This window comes from Lysinibacillus sp. NPDC094403, assembly GCF_050278745.1.
Classification (GTDB): Bacteria; Bacillota; Bacilli; order Bacillales_A; family Planococcaceae; genus Lysinibacillus.
The window spans coordinates 41,981-62,666 of the sequence record NZ_JBNNTL010000020.1; the positions used below are offsets into that span (position 1 = coordinate 41,981).

Sequence of the window (20,686 nt, forward strand, 5' to 3'; positions counted from 1 at the left end):
CGCTTTTAAAGCGACTTTTTTTAGCATCGAACATTCAATGCTCATTTATCGATTCCGAGGCGGTAAACGGTAAAACCTCCCTCTGGATAAATACGCTTTCACAACTTTCCACCATGACCTTGGTGCTTCCCTTGGAGGAGACTTCTTTTTAGGTAGTGCCGGCATGCGCATGATAACGACTCCTTTCATAGGCTTACTAATACTATATGAAGATAGTTACAAATTTATGATAAAAAGAATAGCTTACCAATATAGATACGTTCATGCCCCATCTCCTACCGGCGACCCCCGAACAAAAAATAAAAAAGAGCAGACACATTTGTCTACTCATTTTATGAGAAAGAAAAAATGACATTCCCCCGCTAAGGAGAATCATATTTAATACATACCTTTGAATGACGCTTCTTTATGTTTATTTATTATTCTTTTGAAGAAAGGCTTTTACTTTTTCATAAGCAAATTGAGCACTCAAACTATCTGGTACTGCATCAAAAACATGATCTGCTCTTGGTAGAAGATAAAGTTCATGGGGAACGTTATTTTCTTTTAGTTTTCTATTCAAAATTTCAGCCTGTTCTTCTGGAACAATTCGATCACTTGTTCCTAAAAGTGTAATAGTAGGAGGGGTGTTTTCCTGAATGTAACTGATTGGAGAAAGTATCTTATAACGATCCGGGAATTGTGAAGGTGTACCCCCTATATATTGTTCCATAACACTCTGCACGTAGTCAGGGCTAGGATCGTTCTTATAAAACTCTGTCATATCTACCGGTCCATATAGGTTAATCACAGAATTAACATGTACGGAAGGCACATTGGTTGAAGGAGGTAATTTTATATCTCCCATACTATAGGCAGCTAGCATTGCTAGATTCCCACCTGCTGAATCTCCCATTAAGTTTATTTTTTCGGGATCAATGTTGTAAGCATCCGCATGTTCTGCTATCCACCCTATTGCTGATTTTACATCAGCTACTTCATCTTTCCATCCTGCATGAGGAGGCATGCGATACTCTACATCAAACACAGTATATCCTAATTCACTTAACCATTGATTCCAATTAGGAGTATTCCCTCTATTCCCCGAAACCCATCCGCCCCCATGCACTTTTACAACAGCAGGATGAAGAGATTCTTTTGAATCTCCATGAGCTGGCCACACATCAAGCTTTAATTCCACGCCATCAGGAGTTGTTCCATATACGACGTCCTGTGTGAATTTTGATGTTATTTCTGTTTTACCGAAAAAATGAGAACTAAGGGATATGGAAACATTTTCATTTTTAGCATAATTTAACATTTTAATGATTGGCTCTACGGTTAGAAAACTTAATAGTAAAACTAAAGGAATCAAGATTGACCAAGCTATTAAAGCTTTCTTCCAGACAGCTAACCCTAATAAAATTAATACCACAACATTTATACTTAATAAAAACGTAGGCATTACCAATGCAATCGCTCCAAGGAGACTCATTATGTTCGGAAGGCCGACTGGATTCCAAATATAGTATGTCAGAATAAAAATAAAGGAAAATGTAACTACTGCAAGAACCGTCAGTAACCATTGAATAAACCCTCTAGGACGCCATGAGGTTAGTTGTTTTAGTTGTCCCATATCCATTTTTTCATATCCCTCCATATTAAAAGACCCATCGCCATAACTTATGGTTATTAGCCATATTAAATTACAATACAAAATTTAGGCTCTTCTAATTTTCATTGCGTAAGAGCTGAGTGGTTGTTGCTTTCTTTTTTTGTCCTTTTAAGAAAAACGATACAACGAAAGCGACACCTATAAAGATTAACCCAAGCGTAAATGCCCCTTGGAAACCAGATGTTAAACCATTTAATTGTTCAACTGGATCCATTGGATTTACCGAGTTTTCCATATATTTATTTGTACCTGTTGTCATTTTAGATATAAAAATAGCTGTTCCAATTGCGCCGGCTACTTGCGATAACGTATTAAAGATCGCTGTACCGTGTGGATAAAGCTCTGGTGTCAATTGATTTAATCCGTATGTTTGTACTGTCATTACAAACATGAGTCCAACCATTAATACGCTGTGCATCAAAATAATTTGTGTTAATGTTGTTTCTGAGTTAATACCACTGAATAGCCACATTGCAACAGCTACTAGTCCAATGCCTGGGATGATAATAATCTTTGGATTTAATTTATCAAATAATTTACCTGCAACCGGTCCCATGATGCCGCTAATAATACTTCCTGGTAGCATGATTAGCCCTGATTTAAAGGCTGTAACAAGTAAAACCATTTGTAAAAACATCGGTAATAATGTCATCGTTGAGAACAGGGACATCATGACGATGAATATTAACCCAACTGATAAAGTAAACATTGGAAATTTAAAGGCACGTAGTTCTAAAATTGGATTATCAATTTTTAATTGACGAATAACAAAAATTAATAACGATATAACCCCGATAATTAAAGAGTAATAAACTTTAGCATCTGACCATCCTAACTCACCTGAAGAACTAAAGCTATACACAATTCCACCGAAACCTAATGTTGATAAAAGAATTGATAAATAATCCACTTTTGGTCGTGTTAACTCAGAGACATTCTGAAGATACTTCATTCCAATTAAAATCGAAATGATGGCAATAGGTATAACAAGGTAGAATAACCAGCGCCAGCCAAGGGAATCAACAATGACTCCAGATAATGTCGGGCCAATTGCTGGAGCAGACATCATAACAAGTGCTATTAAGCCCATTGTGGCACCACGTTTTTCAGGTGGACAAATTATTAAAATTGTATTCATTAGTAATGGCGAAATTAATCCAGTGGCGATTGCTTGGACAATACGGCCTATTAATAAAAATGTAAATGTCGGCGCTACGCCGGCGATCAATGTACCGACTAAAAATGTTATCATGGCGGTTAAGAACATTTGTCTTGTTGTGAGCCATTGTTGAAGTAATGCTGTTATCGGTACTAAAACCCCCACAACTAACATGTAAGCTGTAGAAAGCCATTGAATGGTTGAAGCTGTTACATCAAACTCTCTCATTAGTACGGTTAAAGCATTACCAAGTAATGTTTCGTTTAAAAGCGCGACCATTGCACCTAAAATTAATGCGATTATTATTGGTTTATGTCTAATATTAGAAAGATCAACTTTGCTACTTGTAGAATTCGTGGTCGTCATATTCATTTATTAATTTTCCTCCTGCTGTCTTCACTATTTATACAAATGTATATAAAAGATCACATGTAATATAATATACATGTGTAGATTAAAAAGGCAGATTCAATTTATTATAGTTGTATATTTAATATACAGATTAGGAGAAGTGTAGATGAAAACTACGGAGAGGCAATTAGATTTGCGTATTAGACGTACACATAAATTATTGTGGGAATCTTTATTTGAATTAATGACGCAATCAAAACAGAAATATAGTACCATTACTATCAACCAAATTTGTGATCGTGCGATGGTTCATCGAACAACTTTTTATCAACATTTTGAGGATAAAAATTCATTATTGGCATTTGGATTTAGACAAAATCAAGAAGAGGCATTAACAGTACCACTTTTAGATCGATTAACGAAGCCATTTCAAGTGATAGAACAATTCTTACGTCATAAAGAGATTGGTAAAATATTAGAGTCGCAAATGGATGATGAACAATTTCTCAACTTTATGACCTATCAAACTCGTGAAATGAAGAAACAAGAGAATGAAGAATTACAACGAATTTGTAAAAATCATACGATACCATTAGAGTTGATTATCGAATTCCACTCAGGTGTATTTACAACGTTAAGTGCATGGTGGTTACAAAATAGAAAAGATGTTTCAGCAAAGGAAATGGATAGCTACTTTCATGCAATGATCAATCAAGATATTTTCAATTTGAAAGGGAATAGTTAGAGAGGTTTTTGGCGGAATAGAATAAGTGAGGAATGATAACATATCACTCCTCACCCTTCACTTATTGTTTTACATAATAGTCTATTTGCTGAGCCTTCATAAAGCCTGCCTTCTCATAAACAGAAAGCGCCTTTCTATTGTCAATTTCTACATCCAGCATGACGATTTTCGCTCCAATTTTGCTCGCATAATCTTTAGAGAATGAAAGCATCGCAGTACCTATCCCTTGCCCCTCATAAATTGGGTGGACTGCCAATGCTGTTACCCATTGAATTTCGTTTTCCAGGGCAGTCGCCACTGTTCCAACAATTTCTCCATCTTTACGCGCTATCCACAGCTTTCTTCCGTTCGTTGACGTATTAAAAGCGATTAGCTCCTCAGACTCTTCAGGTAGGTCTCCAAACGCTGCACTATAGATGGCAATTAGCTCTGTCTGTTCACCTGCATAAGGAATGATTTCAATATCATTCTTTAACTCTACTGACTCTGCTCTTGTTTCTAAAGTGGCCTCTGAAAAGCTATATGTAAAGCCCTTCTTTTCAATAAATGTGTGTCCGAAAGGTGATCCATCTATCACTACCGCCAATTGACCTTCTGCCCCACGCTCTTTGAGTCCGGTCTGTAAAGCATCTATTAAAGCGGTTCCAATTCCCTTTTGACGGTACGTAGGTGTTACAACTAAAGACCATTCATATGTATGAAGGCCCATTAAATCTATTGCACTAGCTGCACCAACTAATACATCTTTGTCATCTTCATAAGCAAGTACCATAAAGCCCTTCGATTCAAAGGAACTTGCCATGGGCAAACCCATAACAGTTTCATATACACGATAATCATGTGTGGTCGCTTCTTCACACAATAATTTTAATTCATTTAATGTTTCTCCATCTAACGGAAAAGACACTGTCATCACTGAAATATTCATCATTTACCCCGTTCTTATATAAGACTATTGCCTATTGTAGCAAGAAAGAAAATAAGCTGGCAACAAATTATACTAGTCGCTTCTAATTATTAACAATTTTACCTCAAATATAGTGAAATTTAAAGGTTTTATATGACTATTGGTAGTTATAATGACTGAAAATTACTAGAATCAATAGGTAGAAAATCACCATACTATACGCTTACCAATCACATTTTTGAAATATTCAGATATTTCAATTCTTCATTTCCCCTCACCATAACTTTAGGATTTTTAGATGATATACGATGAGCAATAAGAAGCAAAAAGATGCTGGACAACAAACGTATTATCATTTCTCTCCTATACTCATTCTCGGAATCTCAACTTGAAGTTGATTCTATTATTCCAATCTAACCGACGGACGAAATCAATATATATCATATGTCACTTACAACTTCCAATATTTAACCATAATTATACTACTTTTGTAAACGAATTACATTCAAATTTTTTGTAAAGTCAAATAATTTAACTTCTTTAAGCAAATGTTTTATGTAACGTAAGTGAAACGGCAGTTACAAATGTTTTTTGTAGCGAAAGCTAAGCGGCAGCTAAAAATATCTTTTGTACCAATTTAGTATTTAGACGAAAGACAAAATAAAAATGTACACTACTAATAATCAATTATGCCTCTGCATAATTGCGTCCGGAATCGGCCGGAAGCTAACTTCTTTCAGCAGTTGTTTGGACACTCGCTGAAAGAAGTTAAATTTAGTAATGTACATTTGCTTATCTTTAATATTATAGAGTTTACTGCTTTCCACCCTACTCATCAAGATGATGGGATGAAGATTGTAACATCTGCGCATAGATGCCACCGGATTCCATTAATTTTTGCTGGGTGCCTGCTTCGACTAATTCACCTTTGTGCATAACAAGCACAAGATCGGCATTGTGCACTGTATTTAAACGGTGAGCGATAACAAAGCTAGTGCGTCCCTGCATTAACATATTAAGAGCCTCTTGAATCGCAAGCTCCGTAACGGTATCAATACTACTTGTCGCCTCATCTAACAATAAAATTTTCGGGTCGGCAATCAATGCCCGTGCAATTGACAATAACTGCTTCTGACCTTGCGAAATTCCACTACCATCTGCCGCAAGTACTGTTTCATAGCCATCCTTTAGCTTGATGATAAAGTCATGTGCATTTGCACGCTTTGCCGCTTCCTCTATCTCTTCATCAGTAGCATCTAATCTACCATAACGAATATTTTCAAGTACAGATGCTTCAAACAAAAACGGATCCTGTAACACAAAAGCCATTTGTGAGCGCAATGCTTGTCGTTCTATTTGCTGAACGTTTACACCATCAAATAAAACCTCACCCTTTGATACTTCATAAAATCTTGCAATAAGCTGCAAGATCGTTGTTTTGCCTGCTCCAGTGGCTCCAACAAGAGCTACTGTTTGTCCGGGTTCTACATTAAAATTTATGTCCTTCAAAGTGTAAGCTTCCGCTTCTTGCTCATATTTAAAATACACATGTTGAAAGCTCACTTGTCCTAATAGTTTGTACTTCTGCGCTGAAGCTGCTTCCTCTTCAGGCTGTTCATCCAATAAAGCAAATACTCGCTCAGCACCAGCAATCGCTGAGAGTACGGTATTAAATTGATTGGCCAAATCATTTAACGGTCGTGTAAATTGCCTTGCGTATTCTGTAAAAATTACAATTACTCCGATTGATACATGACCATAAAGAGCAAGAACACCGCCAATACCAGCCACAATTGTAAAGCTCATATTATTTAAAAAGTTCATGACCTTTGGAATATATCCTGAGTATGTCTGTGCCCAAAAGCCAGTACTTTTTAATCGTAAACTTTTTTCGCGAAACTCCTCTTTCATGCGTTCCTCTTGTGAGAAAGCTTTCACAATTCTCTGGCCCGAAATCGTTTCTTCAATCATGCCATTCAGAGCTCCTATGGCTGCTTGCTGTTCCTTAAATAATGGTGCGGTTCTCCGTGTGACCCAACGCATTGCCCAAAACATAATTGGTATAATCGTCATCGTTATTACCGTTAATAAAGGGCTTAAACTTAGCATGATAATCACTGTTCCCGTAAGCGTTAATACACTAGAAAACACTTGGATAAAAGAGCTATTTAATGTTGAGCTAACTGCTTCAATATCATTCGTCATTCTACTCATTAATTCTCCATGCTGACGACGATCGAAAAAGGCAATCGGCAGTCTTTGGAAATGGGTAAATACACTCGTTCGTAATCTATAAATGGTTTGTTGAGCAATACCAATCATCCAATAGTTTTGTAAAAATAATGATACTGCTAATAGAGCATAAATGCCGATTAACAACATAATTCCATTACCTAGCCCTGTAAGCTCTCCATGCATTACGTACATGTCAATCATTTTGCCGATCAAATACGGCCCAAGGAGAGTAAAAATGGAACTCGCCAAGACAAGTAATAGCACAATAATTAGTAGTACACGTTGTTCATCAACTATTTTCCATAAACGTAGTAATGTACTTTGCCAATCTGTCGCACGAGGTCCCTTCTTTTTCTTAACAGTTTGCTTCACATCATCTTTCGTCAAAATCGGCTCATAGCCAAAAGGTTTTTGGAAAAATCCCATTATTCCTCTACCTCCTGTTGGGAGATTGCGATTTTTTTATAAAGCACTGAGTTTTGTAAAAGCTCTTCATGCGTCCCGTATGCGACCACTTTTCCTGCATCAATGAGTAAGATGCGATCTGCACCTTTAGCTGTCCGAATTTTTTGAGTAACTATCAGCATCGTTGCTTGTTCTTCACTCAATGCCTCCCATAATGCCTGCTCCGTTTTAACATCAAGTGCACTTGTACTATCATCCAGCATTAATATATGCCCTTTTCTTAATAACGCTCTTGCAATAGATAATCTTTGTTTTTGACCACCTGAAAGATTAACGCCCTTCTGACCGACTCTTGTCTCGTAACCATTTGGGAAATCCTCCACAGAAGCATGGATTTGCGCTTGCATTGTAGCCTGTAGCACTGCATCCATTTCAGCCTCTGCATCGCCCCAACGAACATTATCAGCAATGCTTCCTGTAAATAATAAGGACTGTTGTGGAACATAGCCGATGATTTCACGTAGTTCTTGTAAGTCCCATTGCTGCACATCTTTTCCCTCTACTACTATTTTGCCTTCTGTAATATCATAGAAGCGAGGAATGAGCTGTAACAACGTTGATTTCCCTGAACCTGTTGCCCCCATAATGGAAAGTTTTTCACCAGATTTCACTCGGAAGCTTACATCGGAGAGTACAAGCGATTCTCCCCCAGGATAAGTAAAGCTAACATGCTCAAAAGCTAATTCTCCAAAATTCAAGCCATTCGATGTTTTCTCTGAAGACGATGTAAGCTCAATCTCATTCTCAGTTGAAAGAACTTCTGACATACGTTCTGCTGAGGCTTTTGCACGCGCATAAAAAATAATAATAAAGGCAAACATCGAAAACGAGCCTGTCATACGCATTGCATAATTGACAATGGCAACAACATCTCCTAGTGGTGTTATATTGGAAGCTATTTGTTTCGTCCCAAACCACAGCACTGCAAGTAGACTCATGTTCATGATGAATAACAATACAGGCATAATATACTCCATTGTGCGTAAAGCCTTTACAGTATCTATTTTTAAGCGTGAGGCAACTTCATCAAAACGAGAGGATTCATATGCACCTCGTAAATAAGCCTTCACTAATCGAATAGCCTGTAAACTTTCCTGTAGTACTCGATTCAAACGATCTACTCTTTTTTGCACAACTCCAAAATAAGACACACCTTTTGTCACCATAAAAATAAGAAAGATAAAAATAATCGGTGCGCCAAAAATTAAAAACAATGCTAGTTTTGCATTTACAATAAAAGCCATGACAATACTACCAACAACGGCAAGTGGTGCACGAAGCATTATACGCAAACTCATAAACAGCACCGTCTGAACTTGCGTCACATCATTCGTTAACCTTGTAATAAGGGAAGCCGTTGAAAATTTTTGATAAGTAGCTAATGTAAAGGATTGTATTTTTTCAAACAATGCATTTCGTAAATCATAGGAAAAGCTCTGTGCTGTATGCGACGAAAAATATGAATTAACGACACCAGCTATAAAGGCTACGAAGGATAAAACAAGTAAAACTATTCCCCATTGCCAAATCATCCCTTGATTTTGAGCTTGTACTCCATCATCTATAATTTTAGCCATGATAAGTGGCTGAGCGAGCTCCACAAACAATTCCAACAGCATTAAAGATAACGCAATAAATGCAGTCCATTTATAAGGCTTTACATAGGAAAAAATTTCTTTCATATTCTTCCCCCTCGTTCTTAATAAAGGAGTTCCATAAAATTCAAGCGTAGTGATTAACTCCTATATAGATAGTATTTTTATGCTTTTCCTCCACCTACAGAAAGCCATGTTACACAAGCAAGCATAACGAACACACCAACTAATTGCCAGAAACCTAACGATGTACCAAACACGATAACAGAAATAACCATTGCCGTTAGCGGTTCAATACTAGAAAGAATACTTGTCTCAATTGCTGTAATGTATTTCATGCTGCTTAAAAACAACACAAAAGCCACAGTTCCGAAGAATATTAAAGCAATCATAAAGCATGTAACCTTAAGATCTGTGAAGACTAACCACAGATTTGACTGCCAAATACGACTAATAATTCCTAATGCAAATCCTCCTATAAGCATTCCCCAGCCGACAACAAGTAGTACACTCCATTCTTTCATCAAACGTGCAGGATACAACGTGTAGAAGGCAAACGTAAGACCAACAGCAACTCCCCATAATAAGGCTTTTCTACTAACTAATAAAGCATCAAATGAAGCGTTCGTTAGTAGGAGGAAAAGACCTAAAAGCGTGCCAATAATACCTATCACTTGATATTTTGGTGGCCATTTCTTTAAACTAAGAGAGACATAAGCAACAACAAATATTGGTGCTAGAAATTGTAATAAGGTAGCAAATACAGCATTACTTTCGTTGATTGCCGCCACGAAAGCAAACTGAACGCCCAACATTCCTGCTACTCCGAACACAAGGAGTTGTCTACTCCATAGTTTTTGTTGCCAAATTCTGAAAATATCCTTTCCTGTTAACAATAAGTATGTAAGTAATAAAATGCCCGCCACCGATAAACGAACTGTTAACATAAAGGAGACTGTCAATGGCGTATGGTTGAGTAACCACTCCATCAAAGGTCCAGTTGCTCCCCATAACATCGCACCAGAGACGATAAATACTATTCCTTTTATCCGGTTCATACAATTCTCTCTTCCTATATACATACTAAAAAATGTTATTTTTCTTCAAATCTTCTCTTATATCTCACTAAAAAAGTCCCATTATTTTCATTATCAAATTTTTACAATCATATTCATAATGACTATTTCCCGAGAATTAACTATAATAATAGTATATATAGATTACTCAAGGAGATCGAATAATCATGAGTCATATGCATAAATCATTTACGATTGATGAACATTATTTAAATTCACTTCCTTTACCTGCAATTGTCATGAATCAAGATGGACAAGCTATAATTTTGGGAAAACTTGCTGAACAGCTATTTGGTTTTTCAGCTACTACTATTAAAGAAAATACCGCTTCATTCATTCATGAGAATTTACTACGTCAACTTTCATTAGAAACGTTCCAATCTATTTTACAAAATGATGACAGCACGTATATAAATCAAATTCAACTGAACACATATACAAATGAAGAGATTACAACAGCGCTACTAGCTAAACCATTTACTGAACAAGGAGAGCATTTCATTCTTATGATGTTTATGTTGCCAGAATTAATGATTAATTCTGTCTCAAGTAGCAACACTCTCGTAGACTTAAAACAGGGTTTAGACTCCGCATTTATGACCGTAACACTGGATTATGATGGGTTCATTTTAGAATGTAATGCTGAATTTCTAAAAACGAGTCAATGGACACCAAAACGCGTTATTGGTAAAACATTTTGGCAGCTATTCCCTGATAATACAGAAAGTGAAAAGATCACAAATACTATCTGGCGTAATTTAAACAATGGCCAAACTTGGCAAGGTGAAGTCGAAAAAGTTACAAAAACAGGTCAGTCTTATTGGGTGCTACTCACAGCTATCCCAACATTTAATCTTGAAACAAATGAGCAACAATTTTTTTTAATTGAAAAAGATATCACGAAGTCAAAAACAATACAACATCAGCTTGAAAAAATCGCTTATATCGATACAGAAACAGGTCTCATGAATGCTCATAGACTCGAAAAAGTGATTTCCAAAATGATTGAGGATGAGAGAAGCTTCTCTTTTGTTTATTTAAGTATAGATAAATTTTATACATTAAAAGAGTTACACGACCAGCAAATCGATCAAGGCCTTATTGTAGAGTTTACAAATCGTATAAAAATGTACTTCCAAGATAGCACAATGGCACGTATTAACGAAAATGATTTTGTCGTGATTACACCATTAAGCGAATGGTTTATTCAAGGCTTCCTGTCTTACTTACAACAGCATCCAATTTATAACAGTAATGTTGCTGTCCCTATTTCTATTAGTGGCGGAATTACACGTTATCCCGAAGATCAAACTACATTCTCCCAACTAATGAAGGCATCCATTGCTACTATCACAACTGTCCGTGAAGCAGGTGGCGATAAAATCGTCTCACTATCAAAAGCATCACATAAGGCATTAAATCGTAAAGCTTTAATTGAAAAACGTTTACTTCAAGCTCTTGACCAAAAAAACCTAAAAGTCCTCTATCAGCCGCAAATTGATGTTTATTCAGGCAAAATTACAGCTGTAGAAGCACTAGTTCGTTGGGAAGATGAAGTAATAGGCGTAGTCTCACCTGATGAGCTCATTCCAATTGCTGAGGAAACTGGTCTTATTAATAATATTGGTTCCTTTATGCTAGAAAAAGCTTGTGAACAGGCTCTTATCTGGAAAAATGCTGGTCTTAATTTAAAAGTATCCATTAACTCTTCTGTACGTGAATTCCGTGATAAAAACATGGCAAAGTCAATTCTTGAAATGTTAGCGAAGACAGGCTGCCCTGCAAGCCTAATTCAAATCGAAATAACAGAGAAATTCGCCCTAGAAGCAGAAGCTGCTACCTTTATTACACAGCAAATGCGTAAGCTTGAAAATGAAGGCATTGCCTTTATACTAGATGATTTCGGTACCGGGTATGGTTCATTTAGATACATGCAAATTTTACCAATAGATACATTAAAAATCGATAAAACATTTACAAGTTCTTTATTAAAATCTGAAAAAACCCAAAAGCTAATGAACGGTATGGTGCAACTCGGAAAATCTATGGAACTTAAAGTTGTAGCAGAAGGTGTCGAAACTGCTGAACAAGCAGACCTTTTGATTACTTATGGCTGCGACGCTATTCAAGGTTACTATATTAGTAAGCCAGTTCCCGCCGAGGAAATTGAAGCACTACTCGTTAAATAGTTAATTTTAAAGAAGGAGGCTACGTTTAAGAACGTAACCTCCTTCTTGTTGTTGAAAAACTTTTATGTCATTGAAAGTATCATATTAATTAAGGTATGGCTCTACGCAAAGCGAGGGGGTTTGTCTGTGTGAAAGCGTAAGGCTAACTAGCTTCAGCAACAATAATGTTTATCTGTAGGAAAGCTTTTTTATATTATAAAGGAGGTTACACTTAAGAATGTAACCTCCTTCTTTATATTTATACGCCATGCTTACCCTACATTTATTGTAGAGCCAAGCCTTATTTCTTGTAGACTTTTTTTAATGTCGCTTTACTAGAACGGACAGAGCGGAAAATAAGCTGTATAAGCACCTCTGCAAATACAAGTCCTATAACGATGGCACCTGTAATTAAAAATGCCTTTAATCCATACTGTAGCCCTTGTACATAATCATCCTCTACAACATTTCTCATTGCATTATAAGCCATGCCCCCCGGAACTAACGGGATAATACCACCAACAATAAAAATAATCATCGGCATTTTGAAGCGTCTAGCATACAAATGAGCAACGATAGCAATTACGAAAGAGCTAAAGAATGAGGCATTTACAATATCCATGCCATGCTCTGTTAGGACGAAGTAAATCATCCAGCCTACTACCCCAACAAAACCACAATAAATTAGGGTTTTTCTAGGTACATTAAAAATAATTGCGATACCTGCAGTCGCAAAAAAGCTAAGAACCAACTGTATAATATAGTCCATGTCCTCTGCCTCCTAAAACGATAGAGTGACGGCAATAGCTGCACCGATTGCAAAAGCTGTTAAAAAGGCCTCTACGCCCTTTGCCATCCCTGACATAAAATGACCTGCCATTAAATCCCGAACTGCATTCGTAATTAAAATACCCGGTACCAGTGGCATAACGGAACTAATTATTATTTTATCTAATTCCGTACCATAGCCATATTCCACTACAAAGACTGCAATATATCCTACTACTAATGAAGCCGTAAATTCCGAGAAAAATTTCACTTTTGTTAAATCATTTATCAATAAAAGTACTAGGAAGCCTATTCCCCCTGCTAAACATGCATAAAGGAAATCAGACCATCCTCCCTTAAACATTATAAGGAAACAACCACTCGCAAGAGCCGCTGATATGACTTGAATATATATTGGTAAAAAATAATTTGTTTTTTGTATCGACTTTAGCTCGTCATAAGCTTCTTCTAATGTTATCATGTGAGATGTGAGTCTCCGAGATACTGAATTTACCAAGGCTATTTTTTGTAAATCTGTTACCCTGTTGGAAATTGATTTAATTCTCGTCGGCTGTGTCTTGCCCAACGAAAAAATGATCCCTGTAGGTGTGGCATAACATTGCGCATCTAGCATATTTTGAGAATGTGCCATGCGTAGCATTGTATCCTCCACACGGTATGTTTCTGCACCACTTTCAATCATAATTCGACCTGCAAGCAATAAGCAGTCCATCGTAAATTCATTATCCACTTCATGTAAAACCATTACAGTTATCTACCTCCCTCAATTATGCCTCGGCATAATTGCGTCTGGAATCGGCTTTGTGCTTAGGCCTGCGTGATGCAGGTCAGTTAGCCGTTATCGCATGGATGCGATGATTTTAGGCTAACATCCTATGTGAACTCCTTTCCGATTCCGTGACATCCGCCGGAGGCTTTAACTTCTTACAACGGGTGTTTGGCACCCGCCGAAAGAAGTTAAGGTTCCTTGCCAATAGTATCGAACTGCAAATAAAAACTCAACAAAAAATTTTAACTTTTAACAAAAGTACTTTGGCTTTCATAAGTTAGAAATGGTAAGCTAATGGATAATTTATTTATGAAAATTGGTTTCCCATAATTTGATAGCAAAACTTCGTAGATTCGTATAACTTTTTCAATGACTAACACGTCTGATTGTATAGAAAAATAAATAAGGAAAGGAGCGTATCCATCAAAATGCCGGAACGCAGAAAAAGACGCGGCCCAATGATTGATTTTCTATTAATTGGCCTCATTATTACATTAACAACTATTATTTTAGTTATCATCCTATCAAAGGATGACTTTAAGTTTCAAAAAATTAGTGCCTCAAAAGAGACAAATTCAGATTCAATATCGAGTAATCTATCCACAGAAAGCTCTGCGTTTCCAGGTATACGTATTGTAACAGATGTTTCTAACGATAAGCGAACACCTTTTGCTATTCACTATCCAGAAACAGATAATAAAGCTTTTAACGATGCTGTACTACAGTACATAACGGATTCAAAAGAAAACTATCTGTCATCGATGAAAAAAAATAAAGATAAAGAGGCAATGGGCGAGCTTAATATTAGTCTAGAAACTTTCCCATATCAAAAGCATTACTATTCCTTTGTGCTAACAAAAACGCTGTATATAGGTGGAGCCAATCACGAGGTTTCAACAAAAACATTCTTCATTAATATTGAAACTGGTGATCTAATTTCCATTAAAACATTATTGAACAATGATGAAAACAGCTTATCGTCATTAGCTACTCATGTACGTAATGACTTACAACAAAACCTTGAGCTAAAGGATGAGCTTTTCAAGGATGAGTTAATAAAGTCCACTGAGCCAAAGTGGTCTAACTTCAAACGCTTTGCTATCGTTGATAATTCGTTACAATTCTACTTTGATGAGTATGAGATTGCTAGCGGAGCAGCTGGTCCGCCAATTGTGAAGCTTCCTCTTTCACTTATTAATCCGTTGTTAGCCTCTGATTTCCAAATTGCAATGGAAAAGCCAACGAAGCCAATTATTACAGGTGATCCAAATAAAAAACGTATTGCCTTAACTTTTGATGATGGCCCACATCCAAAGGTTACTGAACAGATTTTAGATACTCTCGATAAATACCATGCAAAAGCTACCTTCTTTATGCTTGGTAGCCGTGTACAATATTATCCTAATATCGCTAAAGATGTACTTGCACGAGGACATGAAATAGGTAATCATTCATGGAACCATCCTGTATTAACAAAACTGCCACTAGAGTCGGCAGTGAAGCAATACACATCTACAGTTGCGGAGATAGAAAAAGCCATTAATCAAAAGCCAACTGTATTTAGACCGCCATACGGAGCAACAAACGATGCTATTAACGCTCAAATTCCAATTCCTGTTGTTTTATGGACGATCGATACATTAGACTGGAAGTATCGCAATGCGCAACAGTTACTACCTCATGTCAAAAATAATTTACACAATAATGCCATTGTTTTAATGCATGATATTCATCAATCGACTGCCGATGGTCTTGATGCCGTACTTGCTTATTTACAAGGGCAAGGCTATGAATTCGTGACAGTATCGGAAATCCTTCAATATCGTCAAAAATAACCCACCAAGAAAAAGTCCAATAAACTCAAGATTGAGTTTATTGGACTTTCATTTTATTTAATTGTTAATGTATCAAGTGGTTTAAAATCTTTTAGCTGATAACTCTTTACTTCATTGTTAGCTACTGTGTAAAGAGCGTCATCTATATAGACTACTCGCTGTACACGCTGCTCCCAACTTTCATATTGATCACTAGTGCTTTTATTAACAATATTTCCTTTTAGTACGATTCCTTTATCTGCAGTGATTTCATAGATTTGTGCGCCTTGACCTTTGTAGACGGTTTCATCACCCTTCCCTGCATCATAAAGAACAACTGGGAAACCAAAGTAATTGTATTCCTTATTGTGGAATAGCGCTTTAGGATTGTATTGAACATCAGAGTACGAGCCTTTTCCACCGATATTTACTGTTGATTGTTCCTTTGGATTTTTGAAATCTGAAACATCAAATAATGACATTTTCATATTAGTTGTAACCGTAAAATTACGCTTCGAATAGGCATCATAGCGTTGCTCGGTATCATAGCCAATGCCGATTAAATGTGTATCGTCAAGTGGATGCAAATAGTTACTAAAGCCTGGAATCTTTAGCTCTCCTAGCACAGTTGGCTTTTTCGGATTTGCCACATCAATAACAAACAGTGGATCCACTTGCTTGAATGTTACCACATATGCTTTTTCGCCCATGAAGCGTACAGAATACACTTTTTCACCAGGAGCTAAATCTTTTACAGCACCGAGCGCTTGTAAATTTTTATCTAAAATAAATAGGTGATTTCGTGATATTTTTTGTTCATCCCATGTATTTCCTTCAGTCGTAACGATGCGGAAATTACCTTCATATTCATCCATTGAGTATTGATTTAACACTGATCCTTTTACTTCCGTAGTACCTACAAAGTTCATGGCAGTTCCATCAACATTCCATTTAAAAACTTGTGTATCAGTTGTTCTTGGCATCCAGATCATATCCATGATGCGACCAGTAGCAGGCACTGGATTCCCATCATAAATTGGTGTTGTTAAATAAAGTGCATTCTCCGACATATAAAGTCCACTAGTACCACCTAAGTATCCCTTAGTATTCGCAGTTGTTTTGGCACCATTTTTTAAATCCACTGCTGTAATTAAGCTATATGTTCCATCCATTGTATTTGGTAAAATAGAAATTTTCTCTATAGGTAAGCTTTCGTACTCTTTCCCTTCTACACTATCAAATATTTTCGGTTTCAAATCCAGCGTTTTTTTCTCTCTAAGCATCCAGTAATTTGGATACATATTTCCGATTAAATATAATGTGTCATTTGCAATTCGAATATCTTGTAAATACCCCTCTTGCCCTACTTCACGTATTAGCTTCGGATTCTTTGGATTTGAAATATCATATAAAGTAGCTGTCGACATGCTTGTGCCTACTTTTTCTAAATATTCATCTCCAATCGCTATTAGCAAATTATCATATATTGCTAGCTTCGATATATATTGTGACCCCTTCAACTTGATAGTTGTTGCTAACTTTAAATTTTTCGGATCTTTAGCATCTACTACAGTAATGCCCTGATCTTTTACTGCATAAATAAAGCCGCCTTTGACAACAACTATATCACCTTCCTCTACTCCTTCGACTTGATTATTTGTTGTAGAGGCGTTGTTTGTGCTCGCTTTATCTTCTCTGCTTGCCATTTCTACGGTTGTTTCATATTCCAATTCTTTTTGTGAGTGGTTGGCTAAAAGTGCTTCAAAATATTGTTGCAGCTCTTTTTCTGATTTTACCGCTTCTAGCTTATCAATGATTGTAAATGGTATTACTTGTGAGGCTGTTTTAGTTCCGCTTAATGCAAATGCTTCTTTATTCACATGTAATTTATAGCTACCAGGCGCTAAATCGCTAACGATAAGTGTTTTTTTATCGTCCCCCATTGTTATTGTTGTTTGCACCTTTTTATTTTTGCTATTTGTTACGTATACATTGACATCCGTTATTTCGCTTTCCTTTAATGCCTCCGTAAAGGACACTTGCCAGCTATGCGTTTTCATACCCGCACTTGCTGTCTGTGCCTCCGCTTTCGGGGGCGCCATCCACGAAAAAGTTCCTGGCAAAATAGCTAGTACGGCGATGAGTAAAATGGTTATCCATTTGTTTTTCATCATTTTCCCTTCCTTTCATAAAGTTGTTTATTAATTAGACTACCAAAGAACAGGAAAGTTACACTATTCTGAATTTTTTTCATCAACACACCTGCTAATTAGACAAATTAATCAACTCTTTAGATTTGTTCTCATATTAAGGCTGATATTGTTAATTTAACTTTATCACTAGCGTCAATACAAATATCCCAAAAATGAGAAAATGTACAACTTTATATGAAATTGTACATTTTCTCATTTTTGGGCGTTATTAAATTCTTAAATTGATGGATGTGGGGCAATACTCGAATATAGGAAATGGGATTAATCCTGTATAACCCCTACGACCTTTCCAATTGTAATAAAGGTGAAACACCATAAAAAAGCACCAATCGCAGCAAACGTAATATATGTTTTTAATTTCATTTTGCCAATTCCAGCAAAGTAACAGGTTACGTGTCTGAAACCAGGAATGAAGTACCCGAAAACAAGTGAGAGCGGACCGTATTTCTTCATCCACCTTTCCACTTTCATCATTCTCTTTTCTTTCAGTCCTATCCATTTTCCATATTTGGCTATTAAAGGACGACCAGCTTTTCTTCCGATTAGATAACTGATCATCATCCCTAAAAGCGCTCCTGCAAAACTAACGAAAATAGCAAATTCATAATTCAGGACATGAATATTTGTAAAATAGCCGACAATTGTCATTAGGACTTCATCGGGTATTGGCAATCCAACGATTCCAAGAATCAACATTAAAAAAATTGCTATATACCCATAAGATACTATTAATTCTTGAATTGTTCCCATCTTTCCACCTCTGAATTTTCAACCGTAAGTCTTTTAAAATGTGGAAACTTAATTTTGCTCACCATCAAATAAGAAAGCACACATGTGCTTAAAGCTAATACGGCTGAGTTATTCATGAAACTTAATATAACAAGACATATTCCTGCGAATGGAATCGGCATTCCAATAAATGTCGGAGACTTGCTTTGAAGAACATTAAATCTTGAAAGGCGAATTGCTCCACAAGTGCCATATGCCAGCGTACACAAAATCCCAATAAACGGAATACTATACAATGCTACATTGTAAGCGAGCATAGCCGGAGCCACACCAAACGTAATCAAATCAGCAAAAGAATCAAGTTCCTTTCCAATATCCGAAACGGCATTCAGCTTACGTGCGGCCATACCGTCGAAAAAGTCGAGAAACATACCAACAAAAATGAAGAATACTGCTGAATAGAAATCTTGAATAAACAAAGAGCGAATGGCAAGAAGTCCGCAAATAAAGTTTCCAATTGTAATCATACAGGGTATATATTTCACAGTATAATAAACCTCCAATTCATTCAAATCAACACAATGGATAAAAAACAGTCTTACAGCACACCTTGAAAAATAGTGGACTAAGTGATTTTTTTAAATCGTTTATAAAGTCTAAGAGTCTTCTAATTTTTTACATAGAATGGGTTCTAAATTAATTTGTGTTTTGTACAAATAAACGTTTCAATTGTTTACGGAATCGGATAATAGCAACAATTATAATAACGCCAAAAACAATCTCCCCGATGTGTTGTCCCATCATACTAAAGACATCATGCATTTTATCACCTAACCAGTAACCACCAATTAAGAAGAACGATACCCAAAACAGAGCACCTGAATAAATTATTATTGCAAAACGGCGAAATGATAAATTGATTATTCCTACAAAGTATCCAGTAAAATGACGTACACCTGGAATGAAGAATCCAATAAAAAGCAAGAAATATCCATATTTATCAAACCACATTTTAGTTAAATCGATTTTTCTCTGTGTTAAAAACACATACTTTCCATACTTTTGTACAAACGGCATACCTAGTTTATTACCTAGAAAATACTGAATCGTCATCCCAACACTTGTCCCAATAAACGATAGTGTAATTAATATCAGTAAGTTTAAGTCTCCTGTATGTACTAAATACCCTGCATAAACTAATGTTGGCTCCCCTGGAAATGGAAAAGCAATATATTCTAACAGCAATCCAACTAATACAACATAGTATCCATACTGTTGAAATAATTCATAAATCCATTCCATGTCATCTCTCCAAAAGTTACTTTTTTCATCGTAGATCTCCCAATTTCTTGACAATCGTATTTGGTGTTTCCCATTTATCATGATTGAAATCTGAAATAGATACTTCAATATCTAAACGCTTTTGCAATTCTAATAATAAAGATACTGTATTGATATTTCTCATCCTATTTTGCAAATTTTAATTCCATCTGTAATTACTCCATAGCTTCTTTTACTAGTATTTTTAACATTTTTTCAAATTGTTCTATTTCCTCTGCGGTACATCTTTTTTTCAAATTCATAATTATATTATTAATATAATTATCATTAAGACAGTAATACTCCATAAATTTATCTGTTACTTGAAGGTAATATACACGTTTATCTTTTTCGTCATTGAATTTTGTAAGATATCCTTTCTTTATCAATTTGTTGATTCTATACGTGGCATTCGGCTGTGATATATTAAAAAACTCTGCTAGCTCGCTATAGGTAGGCTTTTTCAAGAAATATACAACTTCAAGGCATGCCATTTCTACAGCACTTATATTTTCAATCTCTACTGTTTGACCGCGAGATGAATTTTTATAAAAATTCATAGCAAGTTTCATATACAAATCTTCAAAGAGTTCATTCAACACATTTATTTCTCCTTCCCTCAATAAACTTAAAACTTTTTAATTAAAATATTTTAAGTTTATACTAAATCAAATAATCTTCATTGTCAATTGTTATA

At 36.1% G+C, this 20,686-nt stretch carries 16 protein-coding genes and 1 pseudogene; 3 read left to right on the top strand and 14 right to left on the bottom strand.

The window, feature by feature from the left end; genetic code table 11:
* Positions 1-412 precede the first annotated feature (412 nt).
* Positions 413-1,621: an alpha/beta hydrolase fold domain-containing protein gene (locus ACQKMV_RS20655; protein WP_427506187.1), complete on the bottom strand. Its 1,209-nt coding sequence runs from the start codon at positions 1,619-1,621 to the stop codon at positions 413-415.
* Between the two features lie 88 nt (positions 1,622-1,709).
* A complete protein-coding gene (locus ACQKMV_RS20660; RefSeq protein ID WP_427506215.1) occupies positions 1,710-3,179 on the bottom strand; it encodes an MDR family MFS transporter in 1,470 nt (489 codons plus the stop codon).
* A 151-nt stretch (positions 3,180-3,330) separates the two neighbouring features.
* Here ACQKMV_RS20660 and ACQKMV_RS20665 point away from each other — a divergent pair, with 151 nt between their 5' ends.
* Positions 3,331-3,909 carry a TetR/AcrR family transcriptional regulator gene (locus ACQKMV_RS20665; RefSeq protein WP_427506188.1) on the top strand — a complete coding sequence of 193 codons (579 nt, stop codon included), beginning with the start codon at positions 3,331-3,333 and terminating at the stop codon, positions 3,907-3,909.
* A 61-nt stretch (positions 3,910-3,970) separates the two neighbouring features.
* Here ACQKMV_RS20665 and ACQKMV_RS20670 read toward each other — a convergent pair whose 3' ends face one another.
* The 4 genes from ACQKMV_RS20670 to ACQKMV_RS20685 form a co-directional block, all read right to left on the bottom strand.
* Positions 3,971-4,837 carry a GNAT family N-acetyltransferase gene (locus ACQKMV_RS20670; protein ID WP_427506189.1) on the bottom strand — a complete coding sequence of 289 codons (867 nt, stop codon included), beginning with the start codon at positions 4,835-4,837 and terminating at the stop codon, positions 3,971-3,973.
* 807 nt (positions 4,838-5,644) lie between these two features.
* Complete coding sequence (locus ACQKMV_RS20675) at positions 5,645-7,477, bottom strand: ABC transporter ATP-binding protein (protein ID WP_427506191.1); 1,833 nt, start codon at positions 7,475-7,477, stop codon at positions 5,645-5,647.
* Positions 7,477-9,198, bottom strand: coding sequence for an ABC transporter ATP-binding protein (locus ACQKMV_RS20680; protein ID WP_427506192.1), 1,722 nt, complete (start codon positions 9,196-9,198; stop codon positions 7,477-7,479). The genes ACQKMV_RS20675 and ACQKMV_RS20680 overlap by 1 nt, the downstream gene beginning before the upstream one ends.
* Before the next feature lie 77 nt (positions 9,199-9,275).
* Positions 9,276-10,169 carry a DMT family transporter gene (locus ACQKMV_RS20685; protein ID WP_427506194.1) on the bottom strand — a complete coding sequence of 298 codons (894 nt, stop codon included), beginning with the start codon at positions 10,167-10,169 and terminating at the stop codon, positions 9,276-9,278.
* A 185-nt stretch (positions 10,170-10,354) separates the two neighbouring features.
* On the opposite strand from ACQKMV_RS20685, the gene ACQKMV_RS20690 reads away from it, so the two are divergent.
* On the top strand, positions 10,355-12,376 hold the full coding sequence (locus ACQKMV_RS20690; RefSeq protein ID WP_427506195.1) for a sensor domain-containing protein: 2,022 nt from the start codon (positions 10,355-10,357) through the stop codon (positions 12,374-12,376).
* Positions 12,377-12,656: 280 nt separating this feature from the next.
* Here the strand turns inward: ACQKMV_RS20690 and ACQKMV_RS20695 are convergent, their stop codons facing one another.
* Positions 12,657-13,124 (bottom strand): threonine/serine exporter family protein, encoded by a 468-nt coding sequence (locus ACQKMV_RS20695; RefSeq protein WP_427506196.1) that lies wholly within the window; start codon positions 13,122-13,124, stop codon positions 12,657-12,659.
* A gap of 12 nt (positions 13,125-13,136) precedes the next feature.
* Positions 13,137-13,889, bottom strand: coding sequence for a threonine/serine exporter family protein (locus ACQKMV_RS20700; protein ID WP_427506198.1), 753 nt, complete (start codon positions 13,887-13,889; stop codon positions 13,137-13,139).
* Positions 13,890-14,341: 452 nt separating this feature from the next.
* Here ACQKMV_RS20700 and ACQKMV_RS20705 point away from each other — a divergent pair, with 452 nt between their 5' ends.
* Positions 14,342-15,748 (top strand): polysaccharide deacetylase family protein, encoded by a 1,407-nt coding sequence (locus ACQKMV_RS20705; protein ID WP_427506199.1) that lies wholly within the window; start codon positions 14,342-14,344, stop codon positions 15,746-15,748.
* Between the two features lie 53 nt (positions 15,749-15,801).
* Here the strand turns inward: ACQKMV_RS20705 and ACQKMV_RS20710 are convergent, their stop codons facing one another.
* The 6 genes and pseudogenes from ACQKMV_RS20710 to ACQKMV_RS20735 all read right to left on the bottom strand — a co-directional run bounded on the left by ACQKMV_RS20710 (position 15,802) and on the right by ACQKMV_RS20735 (position 20,591).
* Positions 15,802-17,898, bottom strand: coding sequence for a beta-propeller domain-containing protein (locus ACQKMV_RS20710; RefSeq protein ID WP_427506201.1), 2,097 nt, complete (start codon positions 17,896-17,898; stop codon positions 15,802-15,804).
* Between the two features lie 303 nt (positions 17,899-18,201).
* Positions 18,202-18,690, bottom strand: a complete 489-nt coding sequence (locus ACQKMV_RS20715; RefSeq protein WP_427506202.1) for a DedA family protein — start codon at positions 18,688-18,690, stop codon at positions 18,202-18,204.
* Positions 18,669-19,214, bottom strand: a complete 546-nt coding sequence (gene pssA / locus ACQKMV_RS20720; RefSeq protein ID WP_427506204.1) for a CDP-diacylglycerol--serine O-phosphatidyltransferase — start codon at positions 19,212-19,214, stop codon at positions 18,669-18,671. The genes ACQKMV_RS20715 and pssA overlap by 22 nt, the downstream gene beginning before the upstream one ends.
* Positions 19,215-19,365: 151 nt before the next feature.
* Complete coding sequence (locus ACQKMV_RS20725; protein WP_427506205.1) at positions 19,366-19,971, bottom strand: DedA family protein; 606 nt, start codon at positions 19,969-19,971, stop codon at positions 19,366-19,368.
* A 25-nt stretch (positions 19,972-19,996) separates the two neighbouring features.
* Positions 19,997-20,128: pseudogene (dltC, locus tag ACQKMV_RS20730) on the bottom strand (D-alanine--poly(phosphoribitol) ligase subunit 2); the annotation flags it as partial.
* Positions 20,129-20,165: 37 nt separating this feature from the next.
* Positions 20,166-20,591 carry a MarR family transcriptional regulator gene (locus ACQKMV_RS20735; RefSeq protein ID WP_427506206.1) on the bottom strand — a complete coding sequence of 142 codons (426 nt, stop codon included), beginning with the start codon at positions 20,589-20,591 and terminating at the stop codon, positions 20,166-20,168.
* Between the last annotated feature and the right edge of the window lie 95 nt (positions 20,592-20,686).